Source organism: Pseudomonas sp. MEJ086 (assembly GCF_030209025.1).
In the GTDB taxonomy this organism is placed as follows: Bacteria; Pseudomonadota; Gammaproteobacteria; order Pseudomonadales; family Pseudomonadaceae; genus Aquipseudomonas; species Aquipseudomonas fulva_A.
Genome location: NZ_JARVSV010000008.1, coordinates 534,559 through 560,426, shown reverse-complemented (window position 1 = coordinate 560,426; position 25,868 = coordinate 534,559). Strand labels below are relative to the sequence as shown.

21 protein-coding genes are annotated in these 25,868 nt (G+C 63.2%); 11 read left to right on the top strand and 10 right to left on the bottom strand.

All coding sequences use genetic code 11. The features are described from left to right. Positions 1–64: 64 nt before the first annotated feature. Both QRN22_RS07790 and hslO read right to left on the bottom strand, forming a co-directional pair. Positions 65–1,606, bottom strand: a complete 1,542-nt coding sequence (locus QRN22_RS07790) for a phosphoenolpyruvate carboxykinase (RefSeq protein ID WP_042554504.1) — start codon at positions 1,604–1,606, stop codon at positions 65–67. Between the two features lie 156 nt (positions 1,607–1,762). Next, the gene (gene hslO, locus QRN22_RS07785) at positions 1,763–2,650 is read right to left on the bottom strand and encodes an Hsp33 family molecular chaperone HslO (protein ID WP_042554503.1); all 888 of its coding nucleotides are present in this window, start codon (positions 2,648–2,650) and stop codon (positions 1,763–1,765) included. 218 nt (positions 2,651–2,868) lie between these two features. Between hslO and QRN22_RS07780 the strand changes: the two genes are divergently transcribed. Continuing rightward, a complete protein-coding gene (locus QRN22_RS07780) occupies positions 2,869–3,693 on the top strand; it encodes a phosphatase PAP2 family protein (RefSeq protein WP_042554502.1) in 825 nt (274 codons plus the stop codon). On the opposite strand, the gene QRN22_RS07775 is transcribed toward QRN22_RS07780, so the two are convergent. Further along, a complete protein-coding gene (locus QRN22_RS07775) occupies positions 3,657–4,070 on the bottom strand; it encodes an RNA-binding S4 domain-containing protein (RefSeq protein ID WP_042554525.1) in 414 nt (137 codons plus the stop codon). The genes QRN22_RS07780 and QRN22_RS07775 overlap by 37 nt on opposite strands. 109 nt (positions 4,071–4,179) lie before the next feature. On the opposite strand from QRN22_RS07775, the gene rimA reads away from it, so the two are divergent. From rimA to QRN22_RS07755, 4 genes are all read left to right on the top strand, one after another. After that, positions 4,180–4,971, top strand: a complete 792-nt coding sequence (gene rimA, locus QRN22_RS07770) for a S6 modification regulatory phosphodiesterase RimA (RefSeq protein WP_042554501.1) — start codon at positions 4,180–4,182, stop codon at positions 4,969–4,971. A 75-nt stretch (positions 4,972–5,046) separates the two neighbouring features. Then, the gene (rimB, locus tag QRN22_RS07765) at positions 5,047–5,514 is read left to right on the top strand and encodes a retropepsin-like aspartic endopeptidase RimB (RefSeq protein WP_042554500.1); all 468 of its coding nucleotides are present in this window, start codon (positions 5,047–5,049) and stop codon (positions 5,512–5,514) included. Beyond that, a complete protein-coding gene (gene rimK / locus QRN22_RS07760) occupies positions 5,511–6,416 on the top strand; it encodes a 30S ribosomal protein S6--L-glutamate ligase (RefSeq protein WP_042554499.1) in 906 nt (301 codons plus the stop codon). The genes rimB and rimK overlap by 4 nt, the downstream gene beginning before the upstream one ends. Then, positions 6,413–7,309 (top strand): S66 peptidase family protein, encoded by an 897-nt coding sequence (locus QRN22_RS07755; protein ID WP_042554498.1) that lies wholly within the window; start codon positions 6,413–6,415, stop codon positions 7,307–7,309. Before rimK ends, QRN22_RS07755 begins: the two co-directional genes overlap by 4 nt. A 1-nt stretch (position 7,310) precedes the next feature. Here the strand turns inward: QRN22_RS07755 and QRN22_RS07750 are convergent, their stop codons facing one another. The 3 genes from QRN22_RS07750 to ompR form a co-directional block, all read right to left on the bottom strand. Further along, a complete protein-coding gene (locus QRN22_RS07750) occupies positions 7,311–11,090 on the bottom strand; it encodes a bifunctional diguanylate cyclase/phosphodiesterase (RefSeq protein WP_042554497.1) in 3,780 nt (1,259 codons plus the stop codon). Between the two features lie 89 nt (positions 11,091–11,179). Further along, entirely contained in the window at positions 11,180–12,493 is a 1,314-nt protein-coding gene (locus QRN22_RS07745; protein ID WP_042554496.1) for an ATP-binding protein, read from the bottom strand. A gap of 95 nt (positions 12,494–12,588) precedes the next feature. Next, positions 12,589–13,326 (bottom strand): osmolarity response regulator transcription factor OmpR, encoded by a 738-nt coding sequence (gene ompR / locus QRN22_RS07740; RefSeq protein ID WP_179539750.1) that lies wholly within the window; start codon positions 13,324–13,326, stop codon positions 12,589–12,591. 264 nt (positions 13,327–13,590) lie between these two features. Between ompR and QRN22_RS07735 the strand changes: the two genes are divergently transcribed. The 4 genes from QRN22_RS07735 (at position 13,591) to rmf (ending at position 18,470) form a co-directional block, all read left to right on the top strand. Then, positions 13,591–15,918, top strand: a complete 2,328-nt coding sequence (locus QRN22_RS07735; protein ID WP_042552332.1) for a Tex family protein — start codon at positions 13,591–13,593, stop codon at positions 15,916–15,918. A 16-nt stretch (positions 15,919–15,934) separates the two neighbouring features. Beyond that, entirely contained in the window at positions 15,935–16,312 is a 378-nt protein-coding gene (locus QRN22_RS07730; RefSeq protein WP_042552341.1) for a PaaI family thioesterase, read from the top strand. 208 nt (positions 16,313–16,520) lie between these two features. Next, positions 16,521–18,101: a glutamate--cysteine ligase gene (gene gshA, locus QRN22_RS07725; RefSeq protein ID WP_042552331.1), complete on the top strand. Its 1,581-nt coding sequence runs from the start codon at positions 16,521–16,523 to the stop codon at positions 18,099–18,101. 132 nt (positions 18,102–18,233) lie between these two features. Then, entirely contained in the window at positions 18,234–18,470 is a 237-nt protein-coding gene (gene rmf, locus QRN22_RS07720) for a ribosome modulation factor (RefSeq protein WP_042552330.1), read from the top strand. 94 nt (positions 18,471–18,564) lie between these two features. On the opposite strand, the gene argA is transcribed toward rmf, so the two are convergent. The 4 genes from argA to QRN22_RS07700 all read right to left on the bottom strand — a co-directional run bounded on the left by argA (position 18,565) and on the right by QRN22_RS07700 (position 23,404). After that, a complete protein-coding gene (argA, locus tag QRN22_RS07715; protein ID WP_042552329.1) occupies positions 18,565–19,863 on the bottom strand; it encodes an amino-acid N-acetyltransferase in 1,299 nt (432 codons plus the stop codon). Positions 19,864–19,980: 117 nt separating this feature from the next. Further along, a complete protein-coding gene (gene argE, locus QRN22_RS07710; protein ID WP_042552328.1) occupies positions 19,981–21,117 on the bottom strand; it encodes an acetylornithine deacetylase in 1,137 nt (378 codons plus the stop codon). Positions 21,118–21,419: 302 nt separating this feature from the next. After that, on the bottom strand, positions 21,420–22,685 hold the full coding sequence (locus QRN22_RS07705) for an inorganic phosphate transporter (protein WP_042552327.1): 1,266 nt from the start codon (positions 22,683–22,685) through the stop codon (positions 21,420–21,422). Positions 22,686–22,723: 38 nt separating this feature from the next. Then, a complete protein-coding gene (locus QRN22_RS07700) occupies positions 22,724–23,404 on the bottom strand; it encodes a TIGR00153 family protein (protein ID WP_042552326.1) in 681 nt (226 codons plus the stop codon). A gap of 299 nt (positions 23,405–23,703) precedes the next feature. On the opposite strand from QRN22_RS07700, the gene QRN22_RS07695 reads away from it, so the two are divergent. Further along, on the top strand, positions 23,704–25,074 hold the full coding sequence (locus tag QRN22_RS07695; protein WP_042552325.1) for a CYTH domain-containing protein: 1,371 nt from the start codon (positions 23,704–23,706) through the stop codon (positions 25,072–25,074). A gap of 56 nt (positions 25,075–25,130) precedes the next feature. Beyond that, positions 25,131–25,868, top strand: a complete 738-nt coding sequence (locus QRN22_RS07690) for a DUF502 domain-containing protein (protein WP_042552324.1) — start codon at positions 25,131–25,133, stop codon at positions 25,866–25,868.

The window sequence follows — 25,868 nt, the reverse complement described above, 5'->3', positions numbered from 1 at the left end:
ACAGACCGCGCCAGCCATAAATGACAAAGCCGCCCGAGGGCGGCTTTGTCAGAACGTGGCGAGCTTACAGCTGCGGGCCGGCGCTCTTGATGGCATCGCTGACATCGAACTTGGTGAAGTTGTCGATGAACAGCTTGGCCAGGCCTTTGGCGGCCTCGTCGTAGGCGTTCTTGTCAGCCCAGGTGTTGCGCGGGTTGAGCAGGTTGGTCTCGACGCCCGGAACGGCCTTCGGCACGCTCAGGTTGATGATCGGCAGTTGCTCGGTTTCGGTACCGATCAGCGCGCCGCTCTGAATGGCTGCAATCACGCCACGGGTGGTCGGGATGTTGAAACGCTTGCCGACGCCATAGCCACCGCCAGTCCAGCCGGTGTTGACCAGATAGACCTTGGAGCCGAACGCCTGGATGCGCTTGATCAGCAGCTCGGCGTAAACGCCAGCCGGGCGCGGGAAGAACGGTGCGCCGAAGCAGGTGGAGAAGGTCGACTTGATGCCAGGGCCCGAACCCATTTCGGTAGAACCGACCAGGGCGGTGTAACCGGACAGGAAGTGATAGGCCGCCTGCTCTTCGTTGAGGATCGACACCGGTGGCAGCACGCCAGTCAGGTCGCAGGTCAGGAAGATCACTGCATTCGGCTCGCCACCGAGGTTCTTCTCGCTGCGCTTCTCGACGAATTCCAGCGGGTAGGCGGCGCGGCTGTTCTGGGTCAGGCTGTCGTCGGTGTAGTCCGGCGCGCGCTGCTCGTCGAGCACCACGTTTTCCAGCACGGTACCGAACTTGATGGCTTTCCAGATGACCGGCTCGTTCTTCTCGGACAGGTCGATGCACTTGGCATAGCAACCGCCTTCGATGTTGAACACCACACCGGTGCCCCAGCCGTGCTCGTCGTCACCGATCAGGTAACGGCTCTCGTCGGCGGACAGGGTGGTCTTGCCGGTGCCGGACAGACCGAAGAACAGGGTGACATCGCCCTCTTCGCCGATGTTGGCAGCGCAGTGCATCGGCAGCACGTCGGCAGCCGGCAGCAGGAAGTTCTGCACGCTGAACATGGCTTTCTTCATTTCACCGGCGTAACGCATGCCGGCGATCAGCACTTTCTTCTGGGCGAAGTTGATGATCACGCAGCCGTCGGAGTTGGTGCCATCACGCTCAGGCACGCATTCGAAGTTGGCCACGTTGAGTACTTGCCATTCCTGCTTGGCGGACGGGTTGTACTGGGTCGGCTCGATGAACAGCTGACGGCCGAAGAGATTCTGCCAGGCCGTGGCAGTGGTCATCTTGACGGGCAGGTAGTGAGCTTCGGCGGAACCTACATGGACGTGGGAAACGAAGCTGTCCTGGGCGTCGGAGAACGCCTGAACGCGATCCCACAGGGCATCGAACTTGTCAGCCGGGAACTTGCGGTTGATCGGGCCCCAGCCGATATCGGCCGACGTGCTCGGCTCGTCGACGATGAAACGATCGACCGGAGAACGCCCGGTACGGTGGCCGGTGCGTACAACCAGAGCACCAGTGGACGCCAGTTCACCTTCACCGCGACGAAGGGCTTCTTCGACCAGTTGAGCAGTGCTGATGTCGGTGTACACAGCGTTGTTGGCTTGCGTCATGTGAGTCCCCGTCGGCCGAACGGCCGAGTCTTCCAAACGTTTTGTAGTCATGCACGAGGCAGGACTACAGCTAAAAAAGTGCGCGGATTATGCCAGAAAAGGGAACTGCGAGGGCAGCCCCCCCAATCCGGACACGCTGCGCGTTGCTAGCGGCCCTCAATGACGGGTGTCAGAGGGCTGCTGACTGCCTCCACCGGCAAACAGCTGGGCGATGTCGGCGGCATCGAAGCCATAGCGCTCGTTGCAGAATTGGCAGTCGATTTCCACGCGGCCGTGGTGCTCGCCGAGCAGCAGCTCGGCATCGGCCTGCCCTAAACTGACCAGCGCTTTGGCCGAGCGTTCACGAGAGCAGCTACAACGGAACTGGATAAGGCGTGGATCGAACAGGCGAACCGCCTCCTGATGGTAGAGACGATGCAGCAGGGTTTCGTTGTCCAGACCCAGTAATTCCTCGTTTTGCAGGGTGTCGGCGAGGGTCACCAGGTGCTCCCAGCTGGCGGCGCGCTCTTCGTCATCGGTAAGACGATCGGCAGGCAGTTGCTGCAACAGGAAGCCGCGAGCACGCAGGCCGTCGGCACACAGCCAGAAGCGCGTGGCCAGTTGCTCGGAGGTAGCGAAATAGTTGGTCAGGCAGTCGGCCAGCGTGTCGCCATCGAGAGAAACGATGCCCTGATAGCGCTGACCCTGTTTCGGATCCACCGTCATGGCCATCACCCCCTCGGGCATCAATTGCAGCAGACCATCACCATCGGCGATGCGCTCGGCTTCGTAGCGGGCAATGCCGCGTACCTCACCGTCACTCGAGCATTCCACCATAAGCAGTGGCACCGGCCCTTCGGAGCGCACTTGCAGCACCAGCAAGCCATCGAACTTCAGCGTACCGACCAGCAGCGACGCTGCAGCCAGCAATTCGCCGAGCAGTTGCGCAACGGGACGCGGGTAGTCGTGCTTGGCCAGCACCTGCTGATAGCTGCCGGACAGCCCGACCAGTTCACCGCGCACATCGGTGTCGTCGAAAAGAAAGCGTTGGGTGAAGTCGGACATAACGAGTCGCCTGCTCAAGGATGCGTAGCAGACCAGCGGACGGCGCCCCTGGCCTGGAGGCCGGCAATTTTAGGCGCAAACGCGGCGCCGACCAAGCTGAATGCGAAGAACGGCTGAGGCGCGCTCCGCTGAACGAAGGCTGAACGAGAGCCTGAAAGCCACCAAGGTCGCGCCCAGGCTGCCTAGAATCGGCGGTTTTCCTCGAAAGCCCTCACGCCATGCACCTCAGTTCAAATGCCCGATGGCGCCCTCGCGCGCTGATCATCAGCCATCTGCTCATCGCCCTGCTGTTCGCCAGCTGGCTGTGGCCGGTGACTCGTACTTACTGGAATCAGTTCGACCTGTGGCTGTTCCACCTGCTCAACGACCCGGTGCATGCCGCCGGCCTGTGGGCGCACATCTGGGCCATCGGCAGCATGCGTCCGGTGGACGCCGGCGTAGGCCTGGTGATGTTGGCGATCATGCTGCGCGCCGGCCTCATATTTCCGGCCTCACAGGTGCGTACCGGCTTCTATGCCTTTCTGGTGGCGCTGACCGTCATGCTGCTGATGCGCGTGCTGTTCGCCGACCTCGTCGAGTACATGAACTGGCAACACGCCAGTCCCTCGCTGCTGGTGGAAGGCAGCGCACGGCTCACCGAAATGTTCCCGGCCTGGGAGGAACGCTGGGACCTGAAGGACAGCGCCAGTCGCAGTTTCCCCGGTGACCACGCCTCGGTGCTGATGATCTGGGCGATGTTCTGCAGCTTCTTCGTCAGCGGCTGGCGCCGTGCGCTGGTCTGGACGGTGGCGGTGATCGGCATGCTGCCGCGTCTGGTGGCCGGGGCGCACTGGGGCGCGGATGCCCTGGTCGGCGGCGTGCTGCTCAGTGTGCTGGGTATCGCCTGGAGCTGCTATACACCGCTGGCCTCGCGCGCCAGTGCCGCCATCGAGCGCCTGACCTCGCCACTGATGCGCAGCCTGGCAAAGGCGCCCGTGCTGCGCTCACTCAGTGTGATCGCTGGCGGCTACTCCACCCAGTCGCCCGAACCGCCGCGCAGGTAGAACAACTGCCGCCGCTGCTTCTTGCTGGGTCGCCCCTCGGTCTGTACGCCAAGGGCGCCAGCCTTGCGCTGTTCGGCAGCCAGCTCACGTCGCACGATGCTCTCGCCGGTCTCGGCATACAGCGTCTGCGCCTCCGGTGCGCCACGGCGCACCACCGACAGCGCCTGCACGATCACCGTACGTTCCTCGAAACCGGTGCGAATCACGTACTCCTCGCCTACCTTCGGCTCCTTGCCCGGCTTGCAGCGCTCACCACGACAATGCACCTTGCCGCCTTCGATCGCCGCCTTGGCCAGCGCACGCGTCTTGAAGAAGCGCGCGGCCCACAGCCACTTGTCCAAGCGTACCTTGTCATCGGCATCCTGCTTTGCCACCATCACCTCACCGTTGATTGAATTGCCATCACAATTTCGCTGCCACATCAGCCTGTCCATATTGTCATACGGACACAAGCATTGATCGTGCAAACGCTATATCGGAGCAGCAGTGACCCACTTCCCCAGCGATCTTACCCATCCCGAAAAATGTCGCGGCTGCCAGAGCAGCCCGCCACTGGATTTCGACTTTCATTTCGCTTTCCAGCCCATCGTCGACGTTCGCACCCGGCAGGTGTTCGCCCATGAAGCACTGGTTCGCGGTACGGCGGGCGAAGGCGCGATGAGCGTGCTGGAGCGGGTCAACGACGATAATCGCTACCGGTTCGACCAGCGCTGTCGCACCCAGGCAATCGCCGAGGCGATGCAATTAGGCATGGACACCTACCTGTCGATCAACTTTCTGCCCAATGCCGTCTACCGCCCGGAGTTGTGCATTCGCAGCACCCTGGAAGCGGCACGCCAGCACAACTTCCCGTTGGACAAGCTTATTTTCGAAACGCTGGAAAGCGACCACATGCGCGACAGCAAGCACCTGACACACATCCTGCGTCAGTATCAGGAGTTCGGATTCAAGACCGCGATCGACGATTTTGGCGCCGGCCATTCAGGCCTCACCCTGCTGGCCGACTTCCAGCCCGACTTGATCAAACTGGACATGGCGCTGATCCGCAGCGTAGATCAGGACAAGGCTCGCCAGGCCATCGTGCGGGGCATCATCGCCATCTGCCGTGACCTCGGTGTTCAAGTGATCGCGGAAGGTATCGAGACGGCCGGCGAAAGAGACTTTCTGGCCTGTGCCGGGATCGACCTGATGCAGGGTTACCTGTTCGCCAAGCCGCTGTTCATGGGCTTGCCGACGATTGCGGAGCAGGCTTGGCCCGCCGCGAATTCGACTCACTGACAGGCGCGCACGAGCGCTCATTTTCAGTACCATGAGCGCCCTAGAGCCAGATCTCAGCCGCAACGGAAGCCTTTCTTGAAGACATTCGACCACCTCAACGTGATCGGCCTGCGCGAATGGGTCAACCTGCCGGAGCTGGGTATCATCGGCCTGCGGGCCAAAATCGACACCGGCGCCAGCACGTCGAGCCTGCATGCCAGCGATATCCAACCGTTCGAACGAGACGGCGAACGCTGGGTCAGATTCACTGCCTATATCGGCACCCAGGTACAGCGTCGCCATCGCTGCGAAGCGCGCTTGGTGGCCTACAAGAGCATCAAGAGTTCCAACGGCCTGGCGCAGAGCCGCTACGTGATCCGCACCAGCCTGATGCTCGGCGATCTATCGTGGCCGGTGGAGTTCACGCTGGCCAGCCGCAAGACCATGCGCTATCGCATGTTGCTCGGTTCCAAGGCGCTGGTGGATGGCCACCTGGTGGTCAACCCGGCGCTCACTTACGTACAAGACAAACCCGTGCTTCCCGACCCGAGCGGTGCCCAATGAAAATCGCTGTGCTGTCGCGCAATCCGCGCCTGTATTCCACCCGCCGCCTGGTCGAAGCCGGGCAGCAGCGCGGCCATGAAATGGTGGTGATCGACACCCTTCGTGCCTACATGAACATCGCCAGCCACAAGCCGCAGATCCACTACCGCGGCAAACCGCTGGAAGGCTTCGACGCGGTGATCCCGCGCATCGGCGCCTCGGTGACCTTCTACGGCTGCGCAGTATTGCGCCAGTTCGAGATGATGGGCGTGGTGCCACTCAACGAATCGGTGGCCATCGCCCGCTCGCGGGACAAGCTGCGTTCGCTGCAGTTGCTGTCGCGCCGCGGCATCGGTCTGCCGGTAACCGGCTTCGCCCACTCGCCGGACGACATTCCCGACCTGATCGACATGGTCAATGGCGCCCCACTGGTGATCAAGGTGCTGGAAGGCACCCAGGGCATCGGCGTGGTCCTTTGTGAAACGGAAAAGGCCGCCGAGTCGGTGATCGAGGCCTTCATGGGCCTCAAGCAGAACATCATGGTCCAGGAGTACATCAAGGAAGCCGGCGGCGCCGATATCCGCTGCTTCGTGGTTGGCGACAAGGTCATCGCGGCGATGAAGCGCCAGGCCAAACCCGGTGAGTTCCGCTCCAACCTGCACCGCGGCGGCACCGCCAGCCTGATCAAGATCACCCCGGAAGAACGCATGACCGCCATCCGCGCTGCCAAGGTCATGGGCCTGTCGGTGGCCGGGGTCGATATTCTGCGCTCCAACCATGGTCCGCTGGTGATGGAAGTCAATTCCTCGCCAGGCCTGGAGGGCATCGAGGTGACCACCGGCAAGGACGTCGCCGGGATGATCATCCAGTTTCTGGAAAAGAACGGCGGCCCCAACCTGACGCGCACCAAGGGCAAAGGATGAATAAAGCATTCACGGGCCGCCTGGCCCTCATCGCTCCTGCCTCGGCGATCGCCGACGAGGTCTTCGACGCGACTCTGGCACAGCTCGAGGTGCAGGGCATCGACTATCACCTGGGCCGCAATGTGCGCGCTCGCCATCGCTACCTGGCCGGCACGCAGGCGCAGCGCCTGGACGACTTGCACGAAGCGTTCAGCCTGCCGGATATCGACGCCGTCTGGTGCCTGCGCGGCGGCTATGGCTGCGCGCAACTGCTGCCCGGCGTTGACTGGGCTTTGCTGCAGCGCGCCAGCCCGCGCCCATTGATCGGCTACTCCGACCTGTCGCTGCTGCTCGACGCGTTCGGCCGCAACGGGCTGCCCGCCATCCATGGCCCGGTAACCACAGCCCTTGGCCTGCAGGCACTGTCGGCTCCGAGCGGGCAGCATGAACGCCTGGCCTCCATGCGCTCGCTCTGGGATCTGCTGCAGAGTCGCAGCCATTCGCTGCCGGCAAGACACATCAGTGGCCCTGCCTCTGCCGTCCAGGGGCCCCTGGTTGGCGGCAACCTCACGGCCCTGGCCAGCGGCTGCGGCACCATCGCGGGCATGCAGTTGCCGACCGATGCCATCCTCATCCTCGAAGACGTCGGCGAGCCCTACTACCGCCTGGAGCGCAGTTTCTGGCAACTGTTCGAAAGTTTCGGCGAACGACGCCCGGCAGCGGTGTGCCTGGGCAGTTTCACCGATTGTCCGCGGCGTGGCGTGCAGCACAGCATCGAGGAAATCATCGGCGAATACCTCGCGCCGTTCGATATCCCGCTGTATGGCGACCTACCCAGCGGCCATGGCGACGCCAACTTCGCCTGGCCCTATGGGCGACCGGGCACGCTGCAGGGGCAACGCCTGAGCTGGTAGTTCAGGCTGACGACCGCTCTATCCAGGCGCGGAAATCCGCCTCGGCCATCGGTTTACCCAACAGATAGCCCTGGCCGAACTCGCAGCCCAGTGCCTTGAGGTGTTCGAGCTGCTCAGGCGTTTCGATGCCTTCGGCCACGCACTCCAGATCGAGGTTACGGGCAATCATCAGGATGGTCTCGACCAGCAGGGTATTACTGCCGATCTCACCGACACCGAGATCCTGGGTGAAACTGCGGTCGATTTTCAGGCGATCCAGTGGCAGCCGCTTGAGGTAGGTCAGTGACGAGTAACCGGTGCCGAAGTCGTCGATGGAGAAGCGCACGCCCAAGGCCTTCAGCGCCTGCATGTTGGCGATGCACTGCTCGACATCCTCGAGCAGCACACCCTCGGTGATTTCCAGTTCGAGCGCGGCAGCCGGCACCGCATGACGCTGCAGGCAACTGCTGACACGGGCAACGCAACCGCGGCTGCGCAGTTCGCGCGGGCTGAGGTTCACCGCCAGCACCAACTGCGGACACTCCGGCAGCCAGCGCTGCAAGGTAGCGCAAGCCTGCTCCAGCACCCAGTTACCGATCTCCTTGATCAGCCCGGTTTCCTCGGCCAATGGGATGAACTGGCCTGGCATCACTTCACCGCGCTCCGGGTGCGCCCAGCGCACCAGCACTTCCGCGCCGATGACCTGCCCATCGTCGAGCCGCAATTGCGGCTGAAAGGCCAGGTACAGCTGATTGCGAACGATCGCCTGGCGCAACTCACCCTGCAATTGCAGGCGTTGATCGATGGCTGCCTGCATTTCCGGCGCGAAGAAATGCAGGGCATTGCGGCCGGCCTGCTTGGCCCGGTACATGGCGGTATCCGCCTGCTTCAGCACATCGGCAGCGTTCTGCTCGCCGAATGGATGCAGAGCGATGCCGATACTGGCGCTGACCGCCAGCTCGTGCCCCTCGATCAGGCAGGTTCCCTCCAGGCTCTTGAGCAGTCTCTCCGCGGTTAGGGCAGCCTGTTCCCCTGCCAACTGCGGGTTGGCGTCCAGGGCCTCGAGCAGCACGACGAATTCATCGCCGCCCATGCGCGCCAGGGTGTCTTCGGCGCGAAGCTGGCCTGCCAGACGGGCTGTCACTTCACGCAACAGGCTGTCGCCCACCAGGTGGCCGAGGCTGTCGTTGACGGTCTTGAAATGGTCGAGGTCGATGAACAGCAGAGCACCCAGACTGCCGTCGCGCATTTCCCGGTCCATGGCGTGCTGCAGGCGATCGAGCAACAGACGGCGGTTGGGCAACCCGGTCAGCTCATCACTGTAGGCCAGGCGTTCGATCTCGCGCTGGTAACGCTGGCGCTCGGATATGTCGGAGATGCTGCAGCGAATCAGCGCGGGCTCGCCTGGCAGGCGCACCAGGCTTACCTCACAGGGAAAATGACGCCCGCTGCTGTCGCGGTGGGTCCATTCGAACACCGGTGCATCGCCCTGCAGGGCTGCCTCGACGTACACCCTGCCGGCCTGGGCGGACAGCGCCCCATTGGGCTGCAACAAGGGGCTGAGTTCGAACGGCCGGCGGCTGAGCAGATCCTCGCGACGACAGGCGAACATGCGCAGGGCGTTCTCGTTGAAGTCGACCATCCCGCCATCTCTGGTGTAGAGCAGGATGGCTTCGGGGGCATGCTCGACAATGGTGCGGTAGCGGGCTTCGGCCTCGAAGCGCGCACTGATGTCCTCGACCAGCAGAAGGAACATGCTGACGCGGCCGTTGCCGCGTCGCACGGCACGCAGGTTGAGGCGCGTATGCACCTCCGCACCGTCGGGGCGAATGAAGCGCCGATCGCGCTCGAAGCCTTCGCGAGAGCCTTGCAGCACATCGTCGAGCAGCAGGTGCTCAATTTCGAGATCCTCAGGGAGGCTGATGGTTTCCCAACTGCACGCCAGCAACTGCTCGCGGCTGCGCCCAAGGATGCCGCACAGTTTGAGGTTGACCTCTTCCCAGCCAAAGGTGGGAGTGATCAACGCCATGCCGATCAGCGGCGCTTCGAAGAACAGCCGCAGGCGATCATCGCGCTCGCGCAGTTGCTGTTCGGTACGGCGTCGCGTGGTGATGTCCTGAACGGCGCCATACAAGCGAACCAATTCCGTGCCATCGCGCTCGGCTGCGCCACGCAGGCGAATCCAGCGTGTCTTGCCAAGAAAGGTCGTTACCTTCACTTCGAGATCGAAACGCTCGTCACCCTCGATCATCTTTTGCAGCGTCTGATAAGCCAGTGCCTGGCCGGCCGCATCGAACTGACCCACCGACTCTTCGAAGGTGAGCGTAGCGTTGCGCGGATCCAGCTCATAGATCTTGAAGCAGCCCGCGCTCCAATACATGCTCATGTCGTGCAGGTTGAGCACCCAACCACCCAGGCTGGCGATGTCTTCCGTCTGGCTGAATAGGTGGCTTTGCTGAAGCAATTCCTCGCGCTGGCGGGCTACCTCCTGCGCCAGCCGTTCGCGGGCACTGACATCCTGCTGCATGACGATGAAATGACTGAGGCCCGACTCATCATGCATCGGCGCCAGAATCACTTCGCTCCAGAAGGGCTGACCGTCCTTGCGTTGCAAACGCAGCACCGCATTACCCGGGGCACCACGGCGAATGGCCGTTTCCAGCACCCGCATCTCTTCAGGGCGCTGTTCATCGCGCAGCAACCGGCGCAGGCCAAGCCCGAGGCTGCCTTGATCGTCATGGCCGGTGATACGCTCGAACGAGGGGTTGCAGTAAATCAGCGGCAAATCCTCGCGCCTGGCATCAGCGATCACCACGGCGAGCGGGCTGGCGTCCAGCGCCAGGTTGGCGAGCGCCAATTGTCGCTGCATCGCATCGCTACGGCTAAGAGCCAGGCGCAGATCGCTGAGGCTGCGACCGACCAGAAGCGCCGCCAGCGTGAGCAACAGAATGCTGAAGTGCAGTTCCAACCGCTGCGGTTCGATCCAGCTCGAATTAGCGGCCACGCCGTGAAACCACGGCAATGCCAGAATGCTCAGCACGCTCATCGCCGCGCCACACAAGGCACCGGCAAACCCCCAGACCAACGCCAGGCTGAGCATGACCAAACCAATGAGGGGCAGCTTCAGACTGAGTGGCAGAAGCTCAAGGAGTACCGGTAAACACACCAGCAGAAGCAGCAAAACAGACCTGGACGGCAGAGCACGCAGGACTTCTGGCACCTGCTGCAGCGGCGCTGAAATGCCCTCGACGCTCACCGACCAGCCCCGGCGACGCAACCAGGGCGTGACGTAGGTCAGCAACGGAATGGAGATCACCAGAGCGGTCAGGCTGTCAGCCAACCAGAGCGACAGAGCTACCTGTGGCGCCCCCTGTGCGGACAGGCCACGGAGCAGCAGCAAACTGCCGAGCAGCGCCAGACAGGTGATCGCCGTCGGCACCAATACGCCCAGCAGGATGAAACGCAGCAAGTGACTGATATCCGGTAACGCCGCGTCGAATGGCCGCCAGCGCAACGCCAGGTAACAGAACGCGACCCCCAGCGTCTCCGGCAACGCATGCACCGGCGCCCAATGCCAGTCGAGCCCCCAGAGCGGAGCGCTGAGCATCGCATTGGCGTACAACCCCACCAGCACGCGGGGTCCCCACCAGAGAGTCAGCACCAGTCCCAAGGCAAAAGGCAGATAAAGGATCGCTATACCACCCTGGAATTGAGTGGTCAGGGAAAGCAGCGTGGCCAGATGGAACGCCGGAAGCGGCAACCACCATGTCCAGAACGGCAGGCGCTCGGAAGTGGGGGGCATGCAGACCTCATATCGATACGCCAGCACAGCATAAATCAGCCGGAACCAACTGGGCAGCTGCCTGCCTCGAAATAAAGCCTAGCCGAAAATCACGCCGCGTCGCGCGGCAGCAGCAGCCCCAGCGGCAGACAGATTCGCGCTTCCAGCCCGCCACCGGTACGGTTGCGCAGCTCGACGCTGCCGCCATGCAACGAGGCGATGCGTTTGACGATAGCCAGGCCGAGCCCTGCCCCCTGCCCCCCACGCGCCCGGTCGCCTCGGATGAACGGGTTGACGATGTTGCCAAGCTCGCTCGGGTCGATGCCGGTACCGCGGTCCATCACGCTGAGTACCACGTAGGGTGCACTGTGATCATCGGCCACCGAGAGAACGATCTCCACGGCACCGCCGCCATAGCGCAGGGCGTTCTCGATAAGGTTGACGATCAGCCGCTTGATCGACACGCGGCGCAGCGGGAATGCGGGCACCGCCTCGAGAAACAGGCTGACCTGCTCCTGTTTCTGGTTGTAAGGCGTCACCACTTCGCGGATCAGCTCGGGCAGATTCAACTCCTCCACCGGCTCGTCACGGCCATCGCGGATGAATGCCAGGAACTGATCGAGAATGGCATCCATATCCTCGATATCGCGCACCATGTCTTCGGTCAGTTCGGAGTCGTGATCGAGAAACTCCAGCGACAGACGCAGTCGCGTCAGCGGCGTGCGCAGGTCGTGAGACACCCCTGCCAGCATCAGTTCGCGCTCACGGCCGGCCTGCTCGACATCCTCGGCCATCTGGTTGAAGGCACGGTACACCTCGGCCATCTCGCTCGGCGTGTCGCTGACCGGCAGCCGCACGCTACGCCCCTGACCGAACTGCCGGGCGGCGAACACCAGGCGCTTGAGCGGCGCGCTGAGCTGGCGCACGAAAATCCACGCCGCTGCGGTGGACAGCAGGCCGATACCGAGGAACCAGCCCAGTACGCTCCAGATACGCTGGCCGCGCAGCGGATGCGGGTAGAGCGGCACCCGCAACCAGTCATCGCCCAACGTAGGGGCGTGCACCCACAAGGCAGGCGGACTCTTGGCACGTACCCGGGTTTCGGTATCGGGGCCGAGTTCGGACTGCATCTGCCGCTGGAATATTTCACTGTAGGGCCAGTGCTCTTCGCTGGCAGGCACCTCGGTACGTGGCACCCGCTTGAGGCCAGCCGCCTCGGCGATATTGTTTCGGTCCTCCGGATCAGCCGCCCAGTAAGCGCGCAGCGTCAACGCAGCACCGTGGCTGTACTGACGGTCGACCAGCACGTCCTCGTTCATCATCAGATAGACGAGGGTCAGCGCCTTGGAGAACAGCACGACGATCAGCACCAACCAGAGAGTGCGCGAGAAGAAGCTTTGCGGGAACCACAGCGGGGCTTTCATGGAGAACACACAATCCGTAGGTGTCAGCTAACTGGCGATCGGGATGCAAGGATCGCCAGCACGCTGGCTCCTAGATAGGTTTTGCCGCCGAACCGTTACTTGTTGCCGTCCGGCACGAACACGTAGCCCACGCCCCAGACGGTCTGGATATAACGTGGTTTGGAAGGGTCCGGCTCGATCAACCGACGCAGACGGGAAATCTGCACGTCGATGGACCGCTCCAGCGCATCCCACTCGCGACCGCGCGCCAGGTTCATCAGCTTGTCGCGGGTCAACGGCTCGCGGGCGTGCTGCACCAGCGCCTTGAGCACGGCGAACTCACCGGTGGTGAGCATGTGCACTTCATCGCCCTTCTTCAGCTCCCGTGTCGCCAGCGACAGTTCATACTCGCCAAAGGTGACGCTCTCGTCCTCGCTGCCCGGTGCACCTGGCACCACTGGTGCCTGACGACGCAGCACGGCCTTGATCCGCGCCAGCAACTCGCGCGGGTTGAACGGCTTGGCCAGGTAATCGTCAGCACCCAGTTCCAGGCCCTGAATACGGCTGCCCTCGTCGCCCTTGGCGGTGAGCATGATGATCGGCACCTGATTGTTCGAGGCACGCAGGCGTCGACAGGCACTCATGCCGTCTTCTCCTGGCAGCATCAGGTCGAGTACCACCAGGTTGAACAGTTCGCGCGACAGCAGGCGATCCATCTGCTCGACGTTCTCCACCGCACGTACGCGGTAGCCTTGCTCGTCGAAGAAACGTTCGAGCAGACGCCGCAGACGGGCATCGTCGTCGACAATCAGGATTTTCTCACCTTCGACCGGTTGTGCTGCAGTGCTGCTCATAGGGGCTCCTTGATCGAGAATCCGCGACGCGACGCGCCCGACTTCAACGCGGCATTATGGCTCAGAGGCCGTATAGACCACGTATTGTCCATTGTTAGCAGATTTTTCGCTGCCCTTGGCGCACTTCGTTTCCTTTAATGGTCTCACGGCTGCTCATGTCGGTGACCTGAGCGCATCTTTGCGGGGCTATAATGCGCCGCTTTATCGTCCGGCCGATCATGAGCGAGGCCGGTTTTCGTAGTTCCAGGGTGGATTTTTCCTTCTATGCTCAGCATCAACAACCGTATCGCCGAAGAACTGGGCGTACGCCCGCAACAAGTCGCCGCCGCTGTCGCACTGCTCGACGAAGGCTCCACCGTGCCGTTCATCGCACGCTACCGCAAGGAAGTCACCGGCAGTCTCGACGATACCCAGCTGCGCAATCTGGAGGAGCGGCTGCGCTACCTGCGCGAACTCGACGATCGCCGCGCCAGCATCCTCGCCAGCATCGAGGAACAGGGCAAGCTGACTCCGGAGCTGACCCGCGAAATCAATCTCGCCGACACCAAGACCCGCCTGGAAGATCTTTACCTGCCGTACAAGCAGAAGCGTCGCACCAAAGGCCAGATCGCTCTGGAAGCCGGCCTTGGCGAGCTGGCGGACGCATTGTTCAATGACCAGAACCTGACCCCGGAAACCGAAGCCGTGCGCTTCATCGATGCCGAGAAGGGCTTCGCCGACACCAAGGCGGTGCTCGAGGGCGCCAAGTACATCCTCATGGAACGCTTTGCCGAGGACGCCAGCCTGCTCAGCAATCTGCGCGGCTACCTCAAGGACAACGCCACCCTGAGCGCCCGGGTGATCGCCGGCAAGGAAGCGGAAGGCGCCAAGTTCCGCGACTACTTCGAGCATGACGAGAAGTTCAAGGGCGCCCCGTCGCACCGCGCCCTGGCCATTTTCCGTGGCCGCAACGAGGGCATTCTCAGCGCCAGCCTCAAGGTCGGCGAAGAACTGCCGGGCACCCTGCATCCGTGCGAAGGCATGATCGCCGAGCGTTTCGGCATCTCCAACCAGGGCCGCGCCGCCGACAAATGGTTGGGCGAAGTGGTGCGCTGGACCTGGAAGGTCAAGCTCTACACCCACCTGGAAACCGACCTGCTGGGCGAACTGCGTGAGGGCGCCGAAGATGAAGCCATCAGCGTCTTCGCCCGCAACCTGCATGACCTGCTGCTGGCCGCTCCGGCTGGCCCGCGTGCGACCCTGGGCCTCGACCCGGGCCTGCGCACAGGCTGCAAGGTCGCCGTGGTCGACGCCACCGGCAAGGTACTGGATACCGCCACCGTCTACCCCCACGCACCGCGCAATGACTGGGACGGCACCCTCAACGTGCTCGCCAGACTGTGCGCCAAGCATGGCGTCGACCTGATCGCCATCGGCAACGGCACCGCCAGCCGCGAGACCGACAAGCTGGCCATCGAACTGATCAAGAAATACCCAGGCCTGAAGATGACCAAGATCATGGTCAGCGAAGCCGGTGCATCGGTGTATTCCGCCTCCGAGCTGGCTGCCAGAGAGTTCCCGGACCTCGACGTATCCCTGCGCGGAGCCGTCTCCATCGCCCGTCGCCTGCAGGACCCACTGGCCGAACTGGTGAAGATCGACCCGAAATCCATCGGCGTGGGCCAGTACCAGCACGATGTCTCCCAGCTGAAGCTGGCTCGCAGCCTCGACGCCGTGGTGGAAGACTGCGTGAACGCCGTCGGCGTGGACGTCAACACCGCCTCCAGCGCACTGCTGGCCCGTATCTCCGGCCTCAATGCGACCCTGGCGCAGAACATCGTCGCTCACCGCGATGCCCACGGCGCGTTCAAGACCCGTGACGCCCTGAAAAAGGTCCCACGCCTCGGCGACAAGACGTTCGAACAGGCTGCCGGCTTCCTGCGCGTCATGAACGGTGAAAACCCGCTCGATGCCTCGGCGGTTCACCCGGAAACCTATCCGCTGGTGCAACGAATCGCCGTCGACACGGGCCGCGATATCCGCTCGCTGATCGGTGATGCCGGCTTTCTCAAGCGCCTGGACCCGAAGAAGTTCACCGACGAGACCTTCGGCCTGGTGACCGTGGGCGACATCCTCAGCGAACTGGAAAAACCCGGCCGCGACCCGCGCCCCGAGTTCAAGACCGCCGAGTTCCAGGAAGGCGTGGAAACCCTCAAGGATCTCGAGCTGGGCATGATCCTCGAAGGCGTGGTGACCAACGTCACCAACTTCGGCGCCTTCGTCGATATCGGTGTTCACCAGGACGGTCTGGTGCATATCTCGGCGCTGTCCGAGAAGTTCATCAAGGACCCGCACGAGGCGGTCAAGGCCGGTGACGTGGTCAAGGTCAAGGTCATGGAAGTGGACATCCCGCGCAACCGCATCGCCCTGTCGATGCGCATGGGCGACACGCCAGGCGAGAAAGTCGAAGGGCCACGTGGCGGCGGTCGCCAGGGTGGCGGCAAGGGGGGTCATGCACCACGCAGCGAGCGCCATTCGGGCCAGGAAAAACCTGCACCGGCCAATGCCGCCATGGCTTCGCTGTTCGCCAACGCCAAGCAACTGAGGAAGTGAGCCTGTGAACCAGCCCATGGAAGAAGTCGGCAAGAGCAGCGCCTTCGGGCGCCTGCTTGGCCTGCAGATCGTCAAGGCCGAAGCCGGCGAAGCGGTGATCCGCCTGAACATGCACGATGGCCTGCGCAACCTGCACGGCAAGCTGCACGGCGGCGCGCTGTTCTCGCTGATCGACAGTGCCATGGGCCAGGCCAGCCACAGCCTCAGTGACGGCGAGCCGAGCAGCGTCACCCTGGAGTGCAAGGTCAACTACATCCGCGGGGTTACCGAGGGTGAACTGAGCTGCCGGGCCTGGGTGGTACATGCCGGACGTCGCACCCAGGTGATCGAAGCCGAAGTGCACCAGCACGACAAGCTGGTCGCCAAGGCGCAGGCCACCTTCGCCTGCCTGTAGGGAACACGCTGGCCCTGCCTGCCAACAGCCTGCCGGGCCGTCGCGTCGCCCGACAGGCTTCCATCACGGGCAGCCCTTCGCCAGAACGCCTTGCAGCGTTAGAATGCACGCTCTTTTCGCCAGACGACCAACGTCAGCCATTCGCCCCCTTGTAGAGTGCAGAATCCACCCCCATATTGGGGCGACCGCTGCGTGAAGGAATGCAATCTTGAGCGACCTGTTCTCCCGCCGTCTGGCACTGCTCGGTGAGCACGCCAACCTTTCCCTGCTTTCCCAGTGCCTGCACGGCATCGAGCGCGAGTGCCTGCGCGTCGACAGCGAAGGCGAACTGGCACTGAGCGGGCACCCGGTCGCTCTCGGCTCGGCGCTCACCAACGCGCAGATCACCACGGATTATTCCGAGTCGCTGCTCGAGTTCATCACCTCGACCGCCGTCGATCCGCGCGACACCCTGGACGAGCTCGACCGCATCCACCGCTTCGTCTACAGCAAGCTCGACGGCGAGTTCCTGTGGAGCCCGTCGATGCCTGGCCCGCTGCCGGACGAAGAGACCATTCCGATCGCCCGCTATGGTCACTCGCATATCGGCCAGCTCAAGTACGTCTACCGCAAGGGGCTGGCCCTTCGTTACGGCAAGACCATGCAGTGCATCGCCGGCATTCACTACAACTTCTCCCTGCCGGAGCAGCTGTGGGCCGTGCTGCAGCAGGCCGAAGGCGACACGCGCAGCGCCCGCGACTATCAGTCGTCGCGCTACATCGCGCTGATCCGCAACTTCCGCCGCTACAGCTGGTTGCTGATGTACCTGTTCGGCGCATCACCGGCGCTGGACAAGAACTTCATGCGCGGCCGTGCCCATCAGTTGCAGGAACTCGATGCCGACACCCTGTATCTGCCCTATGCCACCAGCCTGCGCATGAGCGACCTGGGTTATCAGAGCGAGGCCCAGGCCGGGCTGACGCCCTGCTACAACGACCTGGCCAGCTACACCGACAGCCTGCGCCAGGCAGTCGGTACGCCCTACCCGCCCTACGTCGACATCGGCACCAAGAAGGACGGTGACTGGCTGCAACTCAACACCAACATTCTGCAGATCGAAAACGAGTACTACTCCAACATCCGCCCGAAACGCGTGACCTACAGCGGCGAGCGGCCGATTCAGGCGCTTGTGGCCCGTGGCGTGCAGTACGTGGAAGCCCGCTGCCTGGACATCAACCCGTTCCTGCCGCTGGGCATCGACCTCACCGAATCGCGCTTCCTCGATGCTTTCCTGCTGTTCTGCGCCCTGCAGGACAGCCCGCAGTTGAGCAATGGCGAGTGCGGCAGCTGTTCCGACAACTTCCTCAAGGTGGTCAAGGAAGGTCGCCGTCCCGGCCTGCACCTGCATCGCCAGGGTGGGCCGGTGGTGCTGCAGAGCTGGGCTCATGACCTGCTGGACGGTATCGAAGCGATCACCCGATTGCTCGACGGTAGCCAGGGTGGCGAAGCCCACGCCAGTGCCCTGCAGGCACAACGTGCGAAAATCGACGACGCCAGCCTGACGCCATCGGCTCAGGTGCTGGCAGAACTGCAGAAGGGTGAGAGCTTTTCGGCCTTCTCCCTGCGCCAGAGCAAGCGCCATGCCGAGCATTTCCGCGGGCAACCGCTGAGTGCCGAGCAACAGGCCGAATTCGAGCAGGCTGCGCAGCGTTCCCTGCAGGAGCAGGCCGAACTGGAAGTGCATGAGGACGGTGACTTCGACAGCTTCGCCGCTGCCTATCAGGCCAGCATCCTGGCGTTGGCGGTCTGAGCGATAGCTCGATCGCTCACGCCAACCCCGTCACAAAAAAAGCCAGTGGTCATAAATCCGAGACCAGCGGCCCGGTTACACCCGCCGTATTTGGCTAGCATTGTTTGCAGGCACTCAATGCGAACCCATCTCATGAACCACCGCGAAAAAGACCAGCACTGGAGCCTGGAAAGCCTTACCAAGGCTTACCAACAGGGCTACATGGCTGGTCTGGCAGGCCACTCTTCAGACGCGCAGCCGTTCGCTGACAGCGTCCCCGCTGCAGCCTGGGAAGCAGGCTGGGTCGACGGAGAAGGCCAGCGCCGACTCAGCGCCGAGAAGATCAACCGCGCCGCCCCCAATCCCTCCACCACCAAAAAGCGCGCCTGATTACCCCCTGCAGCAGCCACTGGCCGCTGCAGGCGATGCGGGTGAGCGCCAACCGCCGGATGCCGCCCCAGCAGCAAGCGCGGGACAGCCCGACCTAAAGCGCTTTCTCGAATATCTTCGAATTACGCTGGAAGTTGTACAGCGAAGCCCGCGCCGCTGGCATGCGCTCGACGCTGCTGGGCTCGAAACCGCGCTCACGGAACCAGTGCGCCGTGCGGGTGGTGAGTACGAACAGGGTGTTGATGCCCATGGCCCGGGCGCGTTCCTCGATGCGTTCGAGCAGTTCGTCACCGCGCCCGCCGTGGCGGTACTCGGGATTGACCGCCAGGCACGCCAGCTCGCCACAAGTCGAGTCCGCAATCGGATAGAGCGCGGCGCAGGCGATGATCATGCCGTCGCGCTCGACGATGCTGAACTGGCCGATCTCGCGCTCGAGCACTTCCCGGGAGCGGCGCACCAGAATGCCCTGTTCTTCCAGCGGACTGATCAGCTCGATCAACCCGCCGACGTCGCCGATGTTCGCCTCACGCAGCGATTCGAACTGCTCGGGGTCGACCAGGGTGCCGCCCCCATCGCGGGTGAACAGTTCGGTCAGCAGCGAGCCGTCGCCGGTGTAGCTGACGATATGGCTGCGCTTGACGCCGCTGCGGCAGGCCTGGGCGGCGGCATCCAGCAGCTCGCCCTGATAGTCGCTGCCCAGGCGCGAGACATGGGCAGGAACCTGTTGCGGGCGTAGTTCGCGGATCAGCTTGCCGTCGTCGTCGAGCAGCCCCTGCTGGCTGCTGAACAGGATCAGCTTGTCGGCCGCCAGATCGATGGCCGCGCGCATGGCCACGTCCTCGCAGGCCAGGTTGAATATTTCGCCGGTGGGTGAATACCCCAGCGGCGACAACAGCACGATATTGCGCTCGTCGAGTTGGCGATTGATGCCCTTGCGGTCGATCCGCCGCACCTCGCCGGTATGGTGATAGTCGACGCCATCCAGAACGCCGATGGGCCGTGCGGTGACGTAGTTACCGCTGCTCACCCGCAGGCGCGAGCCCTGCATCGGCGAGGCGGCGATGTCCATGGACAGGCGCGCCTCGATGGCGATGCGCAACTGGCCGACTGCGTCGATCACACACTCCAGCGTCGGGCTGTCGGTCACGCGCAGGTCGCGGTGATAGACCGGTGTCAGCCCGCGATTGCTCAGGCGTGCCTCGATCTGCGGGCGCGAGCCATGCACCAGCACCAATCGCACGCCCAGGCTGTGCAACAGCACCAGGTCGTGGACGATATTGCCGAAATTGGGGTGGGCCACCCCTTCGCCGGGCAGCATGACCACGAAGGTGCAGTCCCGGTGGGCATTGATGTAGGGCGAAGCGTGGCGAAGCCAGTTGACGTAGTCGTGCATGTGCAGCGAAACCTTTGTGAAAACGAAAGAAGCATCGGTGGGCGCGAAGCACTCGCTTCGCAGGCAGGCTCAGTGCGTTATCGTCGTCGCAAAGGCATCAGCGGCAGGCTCCCTGTTTTACAGACAATAGTGACGGATCAGCTGTTGCAGCAGCTTGACCGTGGGTTGCAGGCGGTCTACATCCAGGTACTCGCCAGGCTGGTGGGCACAGTCGATGTCGCCCGGGCCGAGCACCAGCGTCTCACAGCCAAGCTGCTGGAAATACGGCGCCTCGGTACCGAAGGCCACTGCAGCTGCGGTGTGCCCGGTCAGGCGCTCGGCAAGGCGTACCAGCTCGGCATCGGCGACCTGCTCGAACGGCGGCACGCTGGGAAACAGCGGGGCGAAGTCGATGCTCACTTCATGACGCTCGGCCAGAGGCTGCAGCTTCTGACGGATTGCCGCGCGCAAGGCTTCCGGCTGCATGCCCGGCAACGGGCGCAGGTCGAACTCCAGGGAGCACTGCCCGCAGATCCGGTTGGGATTGTCGCCACCATGGATGCAACCGAAGTTGAGGGTCGGCTGCGGCACGCTGAATTGCGGGTTGCGGTACTCCTGCTGCCACTGGCGGCGCAACTGCATCAGCTCACCCATGACGTCGTGCATGGCATCCAGCGCGCTATGCCCCAGCGCCGGATTGGAGGAATGCCCGCTCTGCCCGAGGATATCGATGCGCTCCATCATCACGCCCTTGTGCAGGCGGATCGGCTTGAGCCCGGTCGGCTCGCCAATCACCGCCGCGCGGCCAAGCGGCCGCCCGGCTTCGGCCAGGGCCCGAGCGCCCGACATCGAGCTCTCTTCATCACAGGTGGCTAGGATGATCAGCGGTTGTTTGAACGGCTGGTCGAGCAGCCCCTGAACGGCCTCGATGATCAGCGCGAAGAAGCCCTTCATGTCGCACACGCCCAGGCCTACCCAGCGATCACCGGTATCGGTGAGTTTGAGCGGGTCGCTTTGCCACAAGGCTTCGTCGAAGGGAACGGTGTCGCTGTGCCCGGCCAGTACCAGGCCGCCAGGGCCACTGCCAAGGGTCGCGATCAGGTTGAACTTGCCCGGCTCGACCTGCTGTTTCTCGCAGGTGAAACCCAGGTCGCTCAGCCAGTTGGCCAACAGATCGATGACCTGAAGGTTGGATTGATCCAGCGCAGGCTGCGTGCAACTGACCGATGGCGCGGCAATCAGCGCCGCGAAACGATCCTTGAGGGTAAATGACATGGCGGCTCTCTCGGGTCGGTCGCCTCATCATAAAGAGAAGCGAGGCCCGCGAGAACCGCCAATGGAGAATTGCCGCTCAGCCAGAGTTCTTCGAGGTCTAGCGAGCTAGAGCAATGCAAGGCCTAGGCGGCCCCGCAAAAACAGGCGAGGAAGCGGCCGGGGTCGCGGGCGACTGTACTTTTGTACATGAGCATTACTCGCGTCGCTCGACCTTCGGGCCGCGCTTAAGCGCGTTAGCCGCAAGCGGCTATCCGAGCCTGTTTTTAACCCGCAGTGCCGACGCGCAGCAGACCGTCAGAGGATCACAAGAAAATCAGCATGAAGATTTCCAGATAGATGATCGCCAGCGCCGCGCCGATTGGCAGGGTGACCACCCAGGACGTGAAGATCTTGCCGACCACGGCCAGGTTCAGGGCGCCAATACCGCGTGCCAGGCCGATACCCAGTACCGCGCCCACCAGCGTGTGCGTGGTGGAGATCGGCAGACCGATGCCAGATGCAGCGACCACCGTGGCCGCGGTGGCCAGCTCGGCGGCGAAACCTCGGCTTGGGGTCAGCTCGGTGATCTTCTTGCCAATGGTGGCAATCACTTTCCAGCCGTAGGTGGCCAGGCCGATGACGATACCCACGGCGCCCATCAGCAGCACCCAGCCGGGCACCGAAGACTGACCGCCAATCGCCATGTCGCCACCGGCTTCGATCACGCCAACGACCGCAGCCAGCGGGCCCACGGCGTTGGAGACGTCACTGGCACCATGGGCGAAGGCCATGGAGCAGGCGGTGAAGATCATCAGCACCGCGAAGACTTTCTCGACGCTGGCGAAGTGGAAATCCTTGTCGGCTTCCGGGTCCAGCTTGATACGGCGCAACAGGAGAATGCCGAGACCGGCGACCAGCAGGCCGACACCGGCGGACAGCAGAATGCTCTGGCCGGTAGTGAAGTTCAGGCCAACGTGCTTGAGGCCCTTGGTGAAGGTCATCAGTGCCAGCATGAAACCGGTCAGGAACATGTACACCGGCACCCAGCGTTTGGCATTGCGGAACGGGTCTTCGGTGTCGAAGATCAACCACTGCACGCTCATGAACAGGCCAAAGGCGAGCAAGCCGGAGATGAACGGAGTGACCACCCAGCTGGAGACGATCGGTACCAGGCCGCCCCAGTTCACCGCATCGACCGACACGCTGACCGAAGCGAAGCCGATGATCGCGCCAACGATGGAGTGCGTGGTCGATACCGGCCAGCCACGCAGCGAGGCGATCAGCAGCCAGGTACCGGCAGACAGCAGAGACGCCATCATGCCCAGCACGAACATGTCGGCGGGAATCACCGACGCATCGACGATGCCGTTCTTGATGGTTTCGGTCACCTCGCCACCGGCAAGGTAGGCACCGCAGAATTCGAAAACCATGGCGATGAGAATCGCCTGCTTGATGGTCAGTGCCTTCGCACCCACCGACGTGCCCATGGCATTGGACACATCATTTGCACCGACACCCCACGCCATGAACAAACCAAAGCAGCAGGCCATCACGAGGAGTACGAAACCGTAGTCCGCGACAAGAGACATAGAGATTTACCTGTAAACCCAGAAAGGATGCTGGCGGCTTAGCGCGCCAGCAGTTGTTCCAGCCGGTTGCCCACGCGCTCGGCGCGATCGGCAATGTCTCCGACCCAGTCGATGATCCGATAGAGGAACATCACATCGACTGCGGGAAGATCCTTTTCCAGTTTGAACAAGGTGCGGCGCACCTCGATCTGCTGGCGGTCGGTCTCGCGCTCGATTTCTTCGAGCTCCTCGACCATGCGCTCGACCAGGGTGGCCTCACGACCGGCGAAACCGGCCTCGAGCAGCGAATCCAGCTCCTTCATTGCCTTCAGCGCCTGGGCGCTGGCATCCACGCAACGACGCACGTACGCCAACATCAGCGGTTGCAGGTCGACGGGAATGGTCATGGAGCGGCCCAGCATCAGCCCGGCGATGTCCTTGGCCCGGTTGGCCACCTTGTCCTGGGTGCTGAGCAATTCCAGCAGATCGGAACGTGGCACGGGCAGGAACAGGCTCTTGGGCAGGTGCATGCGCACATTCTTCTTGAGCTTGTCCGCATCGTGTTCCAGGCGAACCATCTCTTGCTGCACCTGCTCGACGCGTGTCCAGTCTTCGGCCATGACCGCCTCGAAGAATGGCACCAGATTGGCGGCGCACTCGTGAGCCTTGGCGATATGCTGTTGCATCGGCCCGATCGGCGAGCGGCCAAAAAGGCTGCTGATGAACGGATTGCTTGGCATGGGGGTGACCCCTGTCTGTCAAAGAGGCGGCAAGTATACGGATGACATCCTGGGCAAGCCAGCGCGTGTCATCGTTCCGTCACAATGACGTATTTCGTGACGGATTTTCCGCGAACGCCGGGGAAATATCGGTAAAGCTATGGTAATGCACAGTCCAGCCACTGCCTCCCGCTCCACGATGACCGTTCGCCGACCTGCATCCGTCGCGCTTTTCCACTACCCTGTACGGCCTAAGGTGCCGGGCAGCGTCCCGCACCGTGCAATCCCCGCCGCCGTCGCCGCTTCACCGAGCCCTCGCAATGAATAAAGAAACCGAAATCAAACTGCGCGCCAGTCGCGAAACCCTGGCTGCCCTGCAAACCCACCCGTTGCTGAAGAAACGCAGCAAGGGTGGCTGGGAGACGAGCGAGCTGCTCAACCAGTACTTCGACACCGAAGCGCGCGACCTCGCCGGCGCCAAGGTCGCCCTGCGCCTGCGCAAGGATGGCGATCAGGTGATTCAGACCCTGAAGAGTCGCGGTCAGAGCGTCGCCGGGCTGTCCGAGCGCAACGAGTGGGACTGGTACCTGACCAAGGCCAAACTGGATCTGAAGAAACTCGATGACAGCTGCTGGCCCGCCAGCCTGGCAGAGCTGGACAAGAAACAGCTGAAGCCGATCTTCACCACCGACTTCGTTCGTCAGCGCGCCGAGATCGCCTGGGGCCGCGGCAAGGCCAGAGTGGTCATCGAGGCCGCTCTCGATCTGGGCAAGGTGATCGTGGGCAAGCAGCAGGAAGAAATCTGCGAACTGGAACTCGAATTGCGCCAGGGCGAGCCCGAAGCGCTGCTGGAGCTGGCCGCTGAACTGGCCGCCGACCTGGCCCTGATGCCGTGCGACATCAGCAAGGCCGAGCGCGGGTACCGTCTGTTCGACGAAGCCAGCTACAGCCTGCAGTTGCCCACACCGCAATTGCAGGCCGAGCAGAGCCTGGACGACGCCGTCGCCGCCATCGGCTGGTTCCTGCTCGGCAGCAGCCAGCGCCTCGCCGAACAGTACCGTCACAATGGCCACTGGCGCCTGCTGGTCGACTGGCTGAACTGCCTGGTGGATCTGCGCGCCCTGCTCGGCAGCCTCGGCCAGGCCGCACCACGGGCCAGCAGCAGTGAGCTGCGCAAGGTACTCGACGCCCTGCTCGAAGATTGGCGTCCACGGGTGCTGGCCGGCCAGCAGGATGACACCGCTCGCCAGGACGCACCCGCGCAATTCACCGCCGAACTGGCACAGACCCGCTGGGGCCTGTTCTCGCTGAATGCCTCGCGCTGGCTGCTGGCCCGCAGTTGGACGGCCTCGCGCAACAAACGGGGCGACCGCCAGGGTGCTGCGGCCCTGCAAAGCTGGCTGCCCACCTTCATCGCTGAAGAAGGCCGCGATCTGCAGCTCAAGCGCTACCAGCAGCAGCCCGAAGATCTCGCCGAACAATTGCCGCGCCTCGAACGCCTGCTGCTCTGGCTGCACCTGGCGCGTGACGTGCTCGACGTTGCCGAGACCGATCGCCTGTTCGGTGAGCTGAACAAACTGGCTGAACTGGCCAAGCGTCCACTGAGTCCAGAAGAACTGGAGCCACGCATGACTCAGGCGCAGATCATCATGAGTCTGAAGCCCTGGAAAACGCTGCTGAAAAACGGCTGACAAACCCGGCAGGTAGCTCGCCTACCTGCCTCGCTCGAAGACAGGACGCCCCATCGATGTTCAAACTCAGCCTGAAATCCATCATCGCGACCTGGCTCACCGGCCTGCTGGCCTTGCTGCCACTGGCGCTGACCATGGTGGTGCTGGCCTGGATCGTCAGCCTGCTGAACAACCTGATCGGCCCCTCCACGGCCATCGGTAGGCTTTTCGCGGCCCTGGGCACGCCCTTCGCGAGCAACCCCTACCTGGCCTACCTGCTCGGCACTCTGGTCCTGCTGATCAGCCTCTATCCACTTGGCCTGGCCGTGAAGCTGGGCTTGCGCAGGCCGCTTGGCTGGTTGATCGACGTGACCCTGCGCCGCACGCCACTGATCGGCAACTTCTACAACCTGGCCGACCGCTTCGTCGGCCTGCTGGACAAGAAGAACACCGACATCACCAGCATGCGGCCGGTGTGGTGCTTCTTCGGCGGCGATGGCGTGGCCGTGCTGGCCCTGCAGCCCAGTTCGCAACCGGTCGATCTGGAAGGCCGCCCGCACTTCGCGATTCTCGTGCCCACCGCACCGATCCCCATCGGCGGCGGCTTGCTCTATGTGCCTGCGGAATGGGTCAAGCCGGCCAACATGGGCGTCGACGCACTGACCAGCATCTACGTCTCCATGGGCCTGACCCCGCCACCCGCGCTGGCAGTGCAGAGCCTGGAAGACGACAGTGCCAAGGCCGACATTCAGGATCAGCCGCATGGGCAGGAGCAGTTGCCCCTGCGCGACCAGCAGCCGGCTGTAAAAGAGTGA

Bases quoted from the DNA above. Each gene is read 5' to 3' on its own strand.
- QRN22_RS07690 (WP_042552324.1), top strand. From the start codon at position 25,131: ATGTTCAAACTCAGCCTGAAATCCATCATCGCGACCTGGCTCACCGGC.
- QRN22_RS07700 (WP_042552326.1), bottom strand. From the start codon at position 23,404: ATGCCAAGCAATCCGTTCATCAGCAGCCTTTTTGGCCGCTCGCCGATC.
- QRN22_RS07745 (WP_042554496.1), bottom strand. From the start codon at position 12,493: ATGAAAGCCCCGCTGTGGTTCCCGCAAAGCTTCTTCTCGCGCACTCTC.
- QRN22_RS07790 (WP_042554504.1), bottom strand. From the start codon at position 1,606: ATGACGCAAGCCAACAACGCTGTGTACACCGACATCAGCACTGCTCAA.
- argA (WP_042552329.1), bottom strand. From the start codon at position 19,863: ATGCACGACTACGTCAACTGGCTTCGCCACGCTTCGCCCTACATCAAT.
- QRN22_RS07730 (WP_042552341.1), top strand. From the start codon at position 15,935: ATGGAAGAAGTCGGCAAGAGCAGCGCCTTCGGGCGCCTGCTTGGCCTG.
- argE (WP_042552328.1), bottom strand. From the start codon at position 21,117: ATGTCATTTACCCTCAAGGATCGTTTCGCGGCGCTGATTGCCGCGCCA.
- ompR (WP_179539750.1), bottom strand. From the start codon at position 13,326: ATGAGCAGCACTGCAGCACAACCGGTCGAAGGTGAGAAAATCCTGATT.
- QRN22_RS07735 (WP_042552332.1), top strand. From the start codon at position 13,591: ATGCTCAGCATCAACAACCGTATCGCCGAAGAACTGGGCGTACGCCCG.
- QRN22_RS07775 (WP_042554525.1), bottom strand. From the start codon at position 4,070: ATGGTGGCAAAGCAGGATGCCGATGACAAGGTACGCTTGGACAAGTGG.
- QRN22_RS07780 (WP_042554502.1), top strand. From the start codon at position 2,869: ATGCACCTCAGTTCAAATGCCCGATGGCGCCCTCGCGCGCTGATCATC.
- QRN22_RS07750 (WP_042554497.1), bottom strand. From the start codon at position 11,090: ATGCCCCCCACTTCCGAGCGCCTGCCGTTCTGGACATGGTGGTTGCCG.
- QRN22_RS07755 (WP_042554498.1), top strand. From the start codon at position 6,413: ATGAATAAAGCATTCACGGGCCGCCTGGCCCTCATCGCTCCTGCCTCG.
- QRN22_RS07695 (WP_042552325.1), top strand. From the start codon at position 23,704: ATGAATAAAGAAACCGAAATCAAACTGCGCGCCAGTCGCGAAACCCTG.
- rimK (WP_042554499.1), top strand. From the start codon at position 5,511: ATGAAAATCGCTGTGCTGTCGCGCAATCCGCGCCTGTATTCCACCCGC.
- rmf (WP_042552330.1), top strand. From the start codon at position 18,234: ATGAACCACCGCGAAAAAGACCAGCACTGGAGCCTGGAAAGCCTTACC.
- hslO (WP_042554503.1), bottom strand. From the start codon at position 2,650: ATGTCCGACTTCACCCAACGCTTTCTTTTCGACGACACCGATGTGCGC.
- QRN22_RS07705 (WP_042552327.1), bottom strand. From the start codon at position 22,685: ATGTCTCTTGTCGCGGACTACGGTTTCGTACTCCTCGTGATGGCCTGC.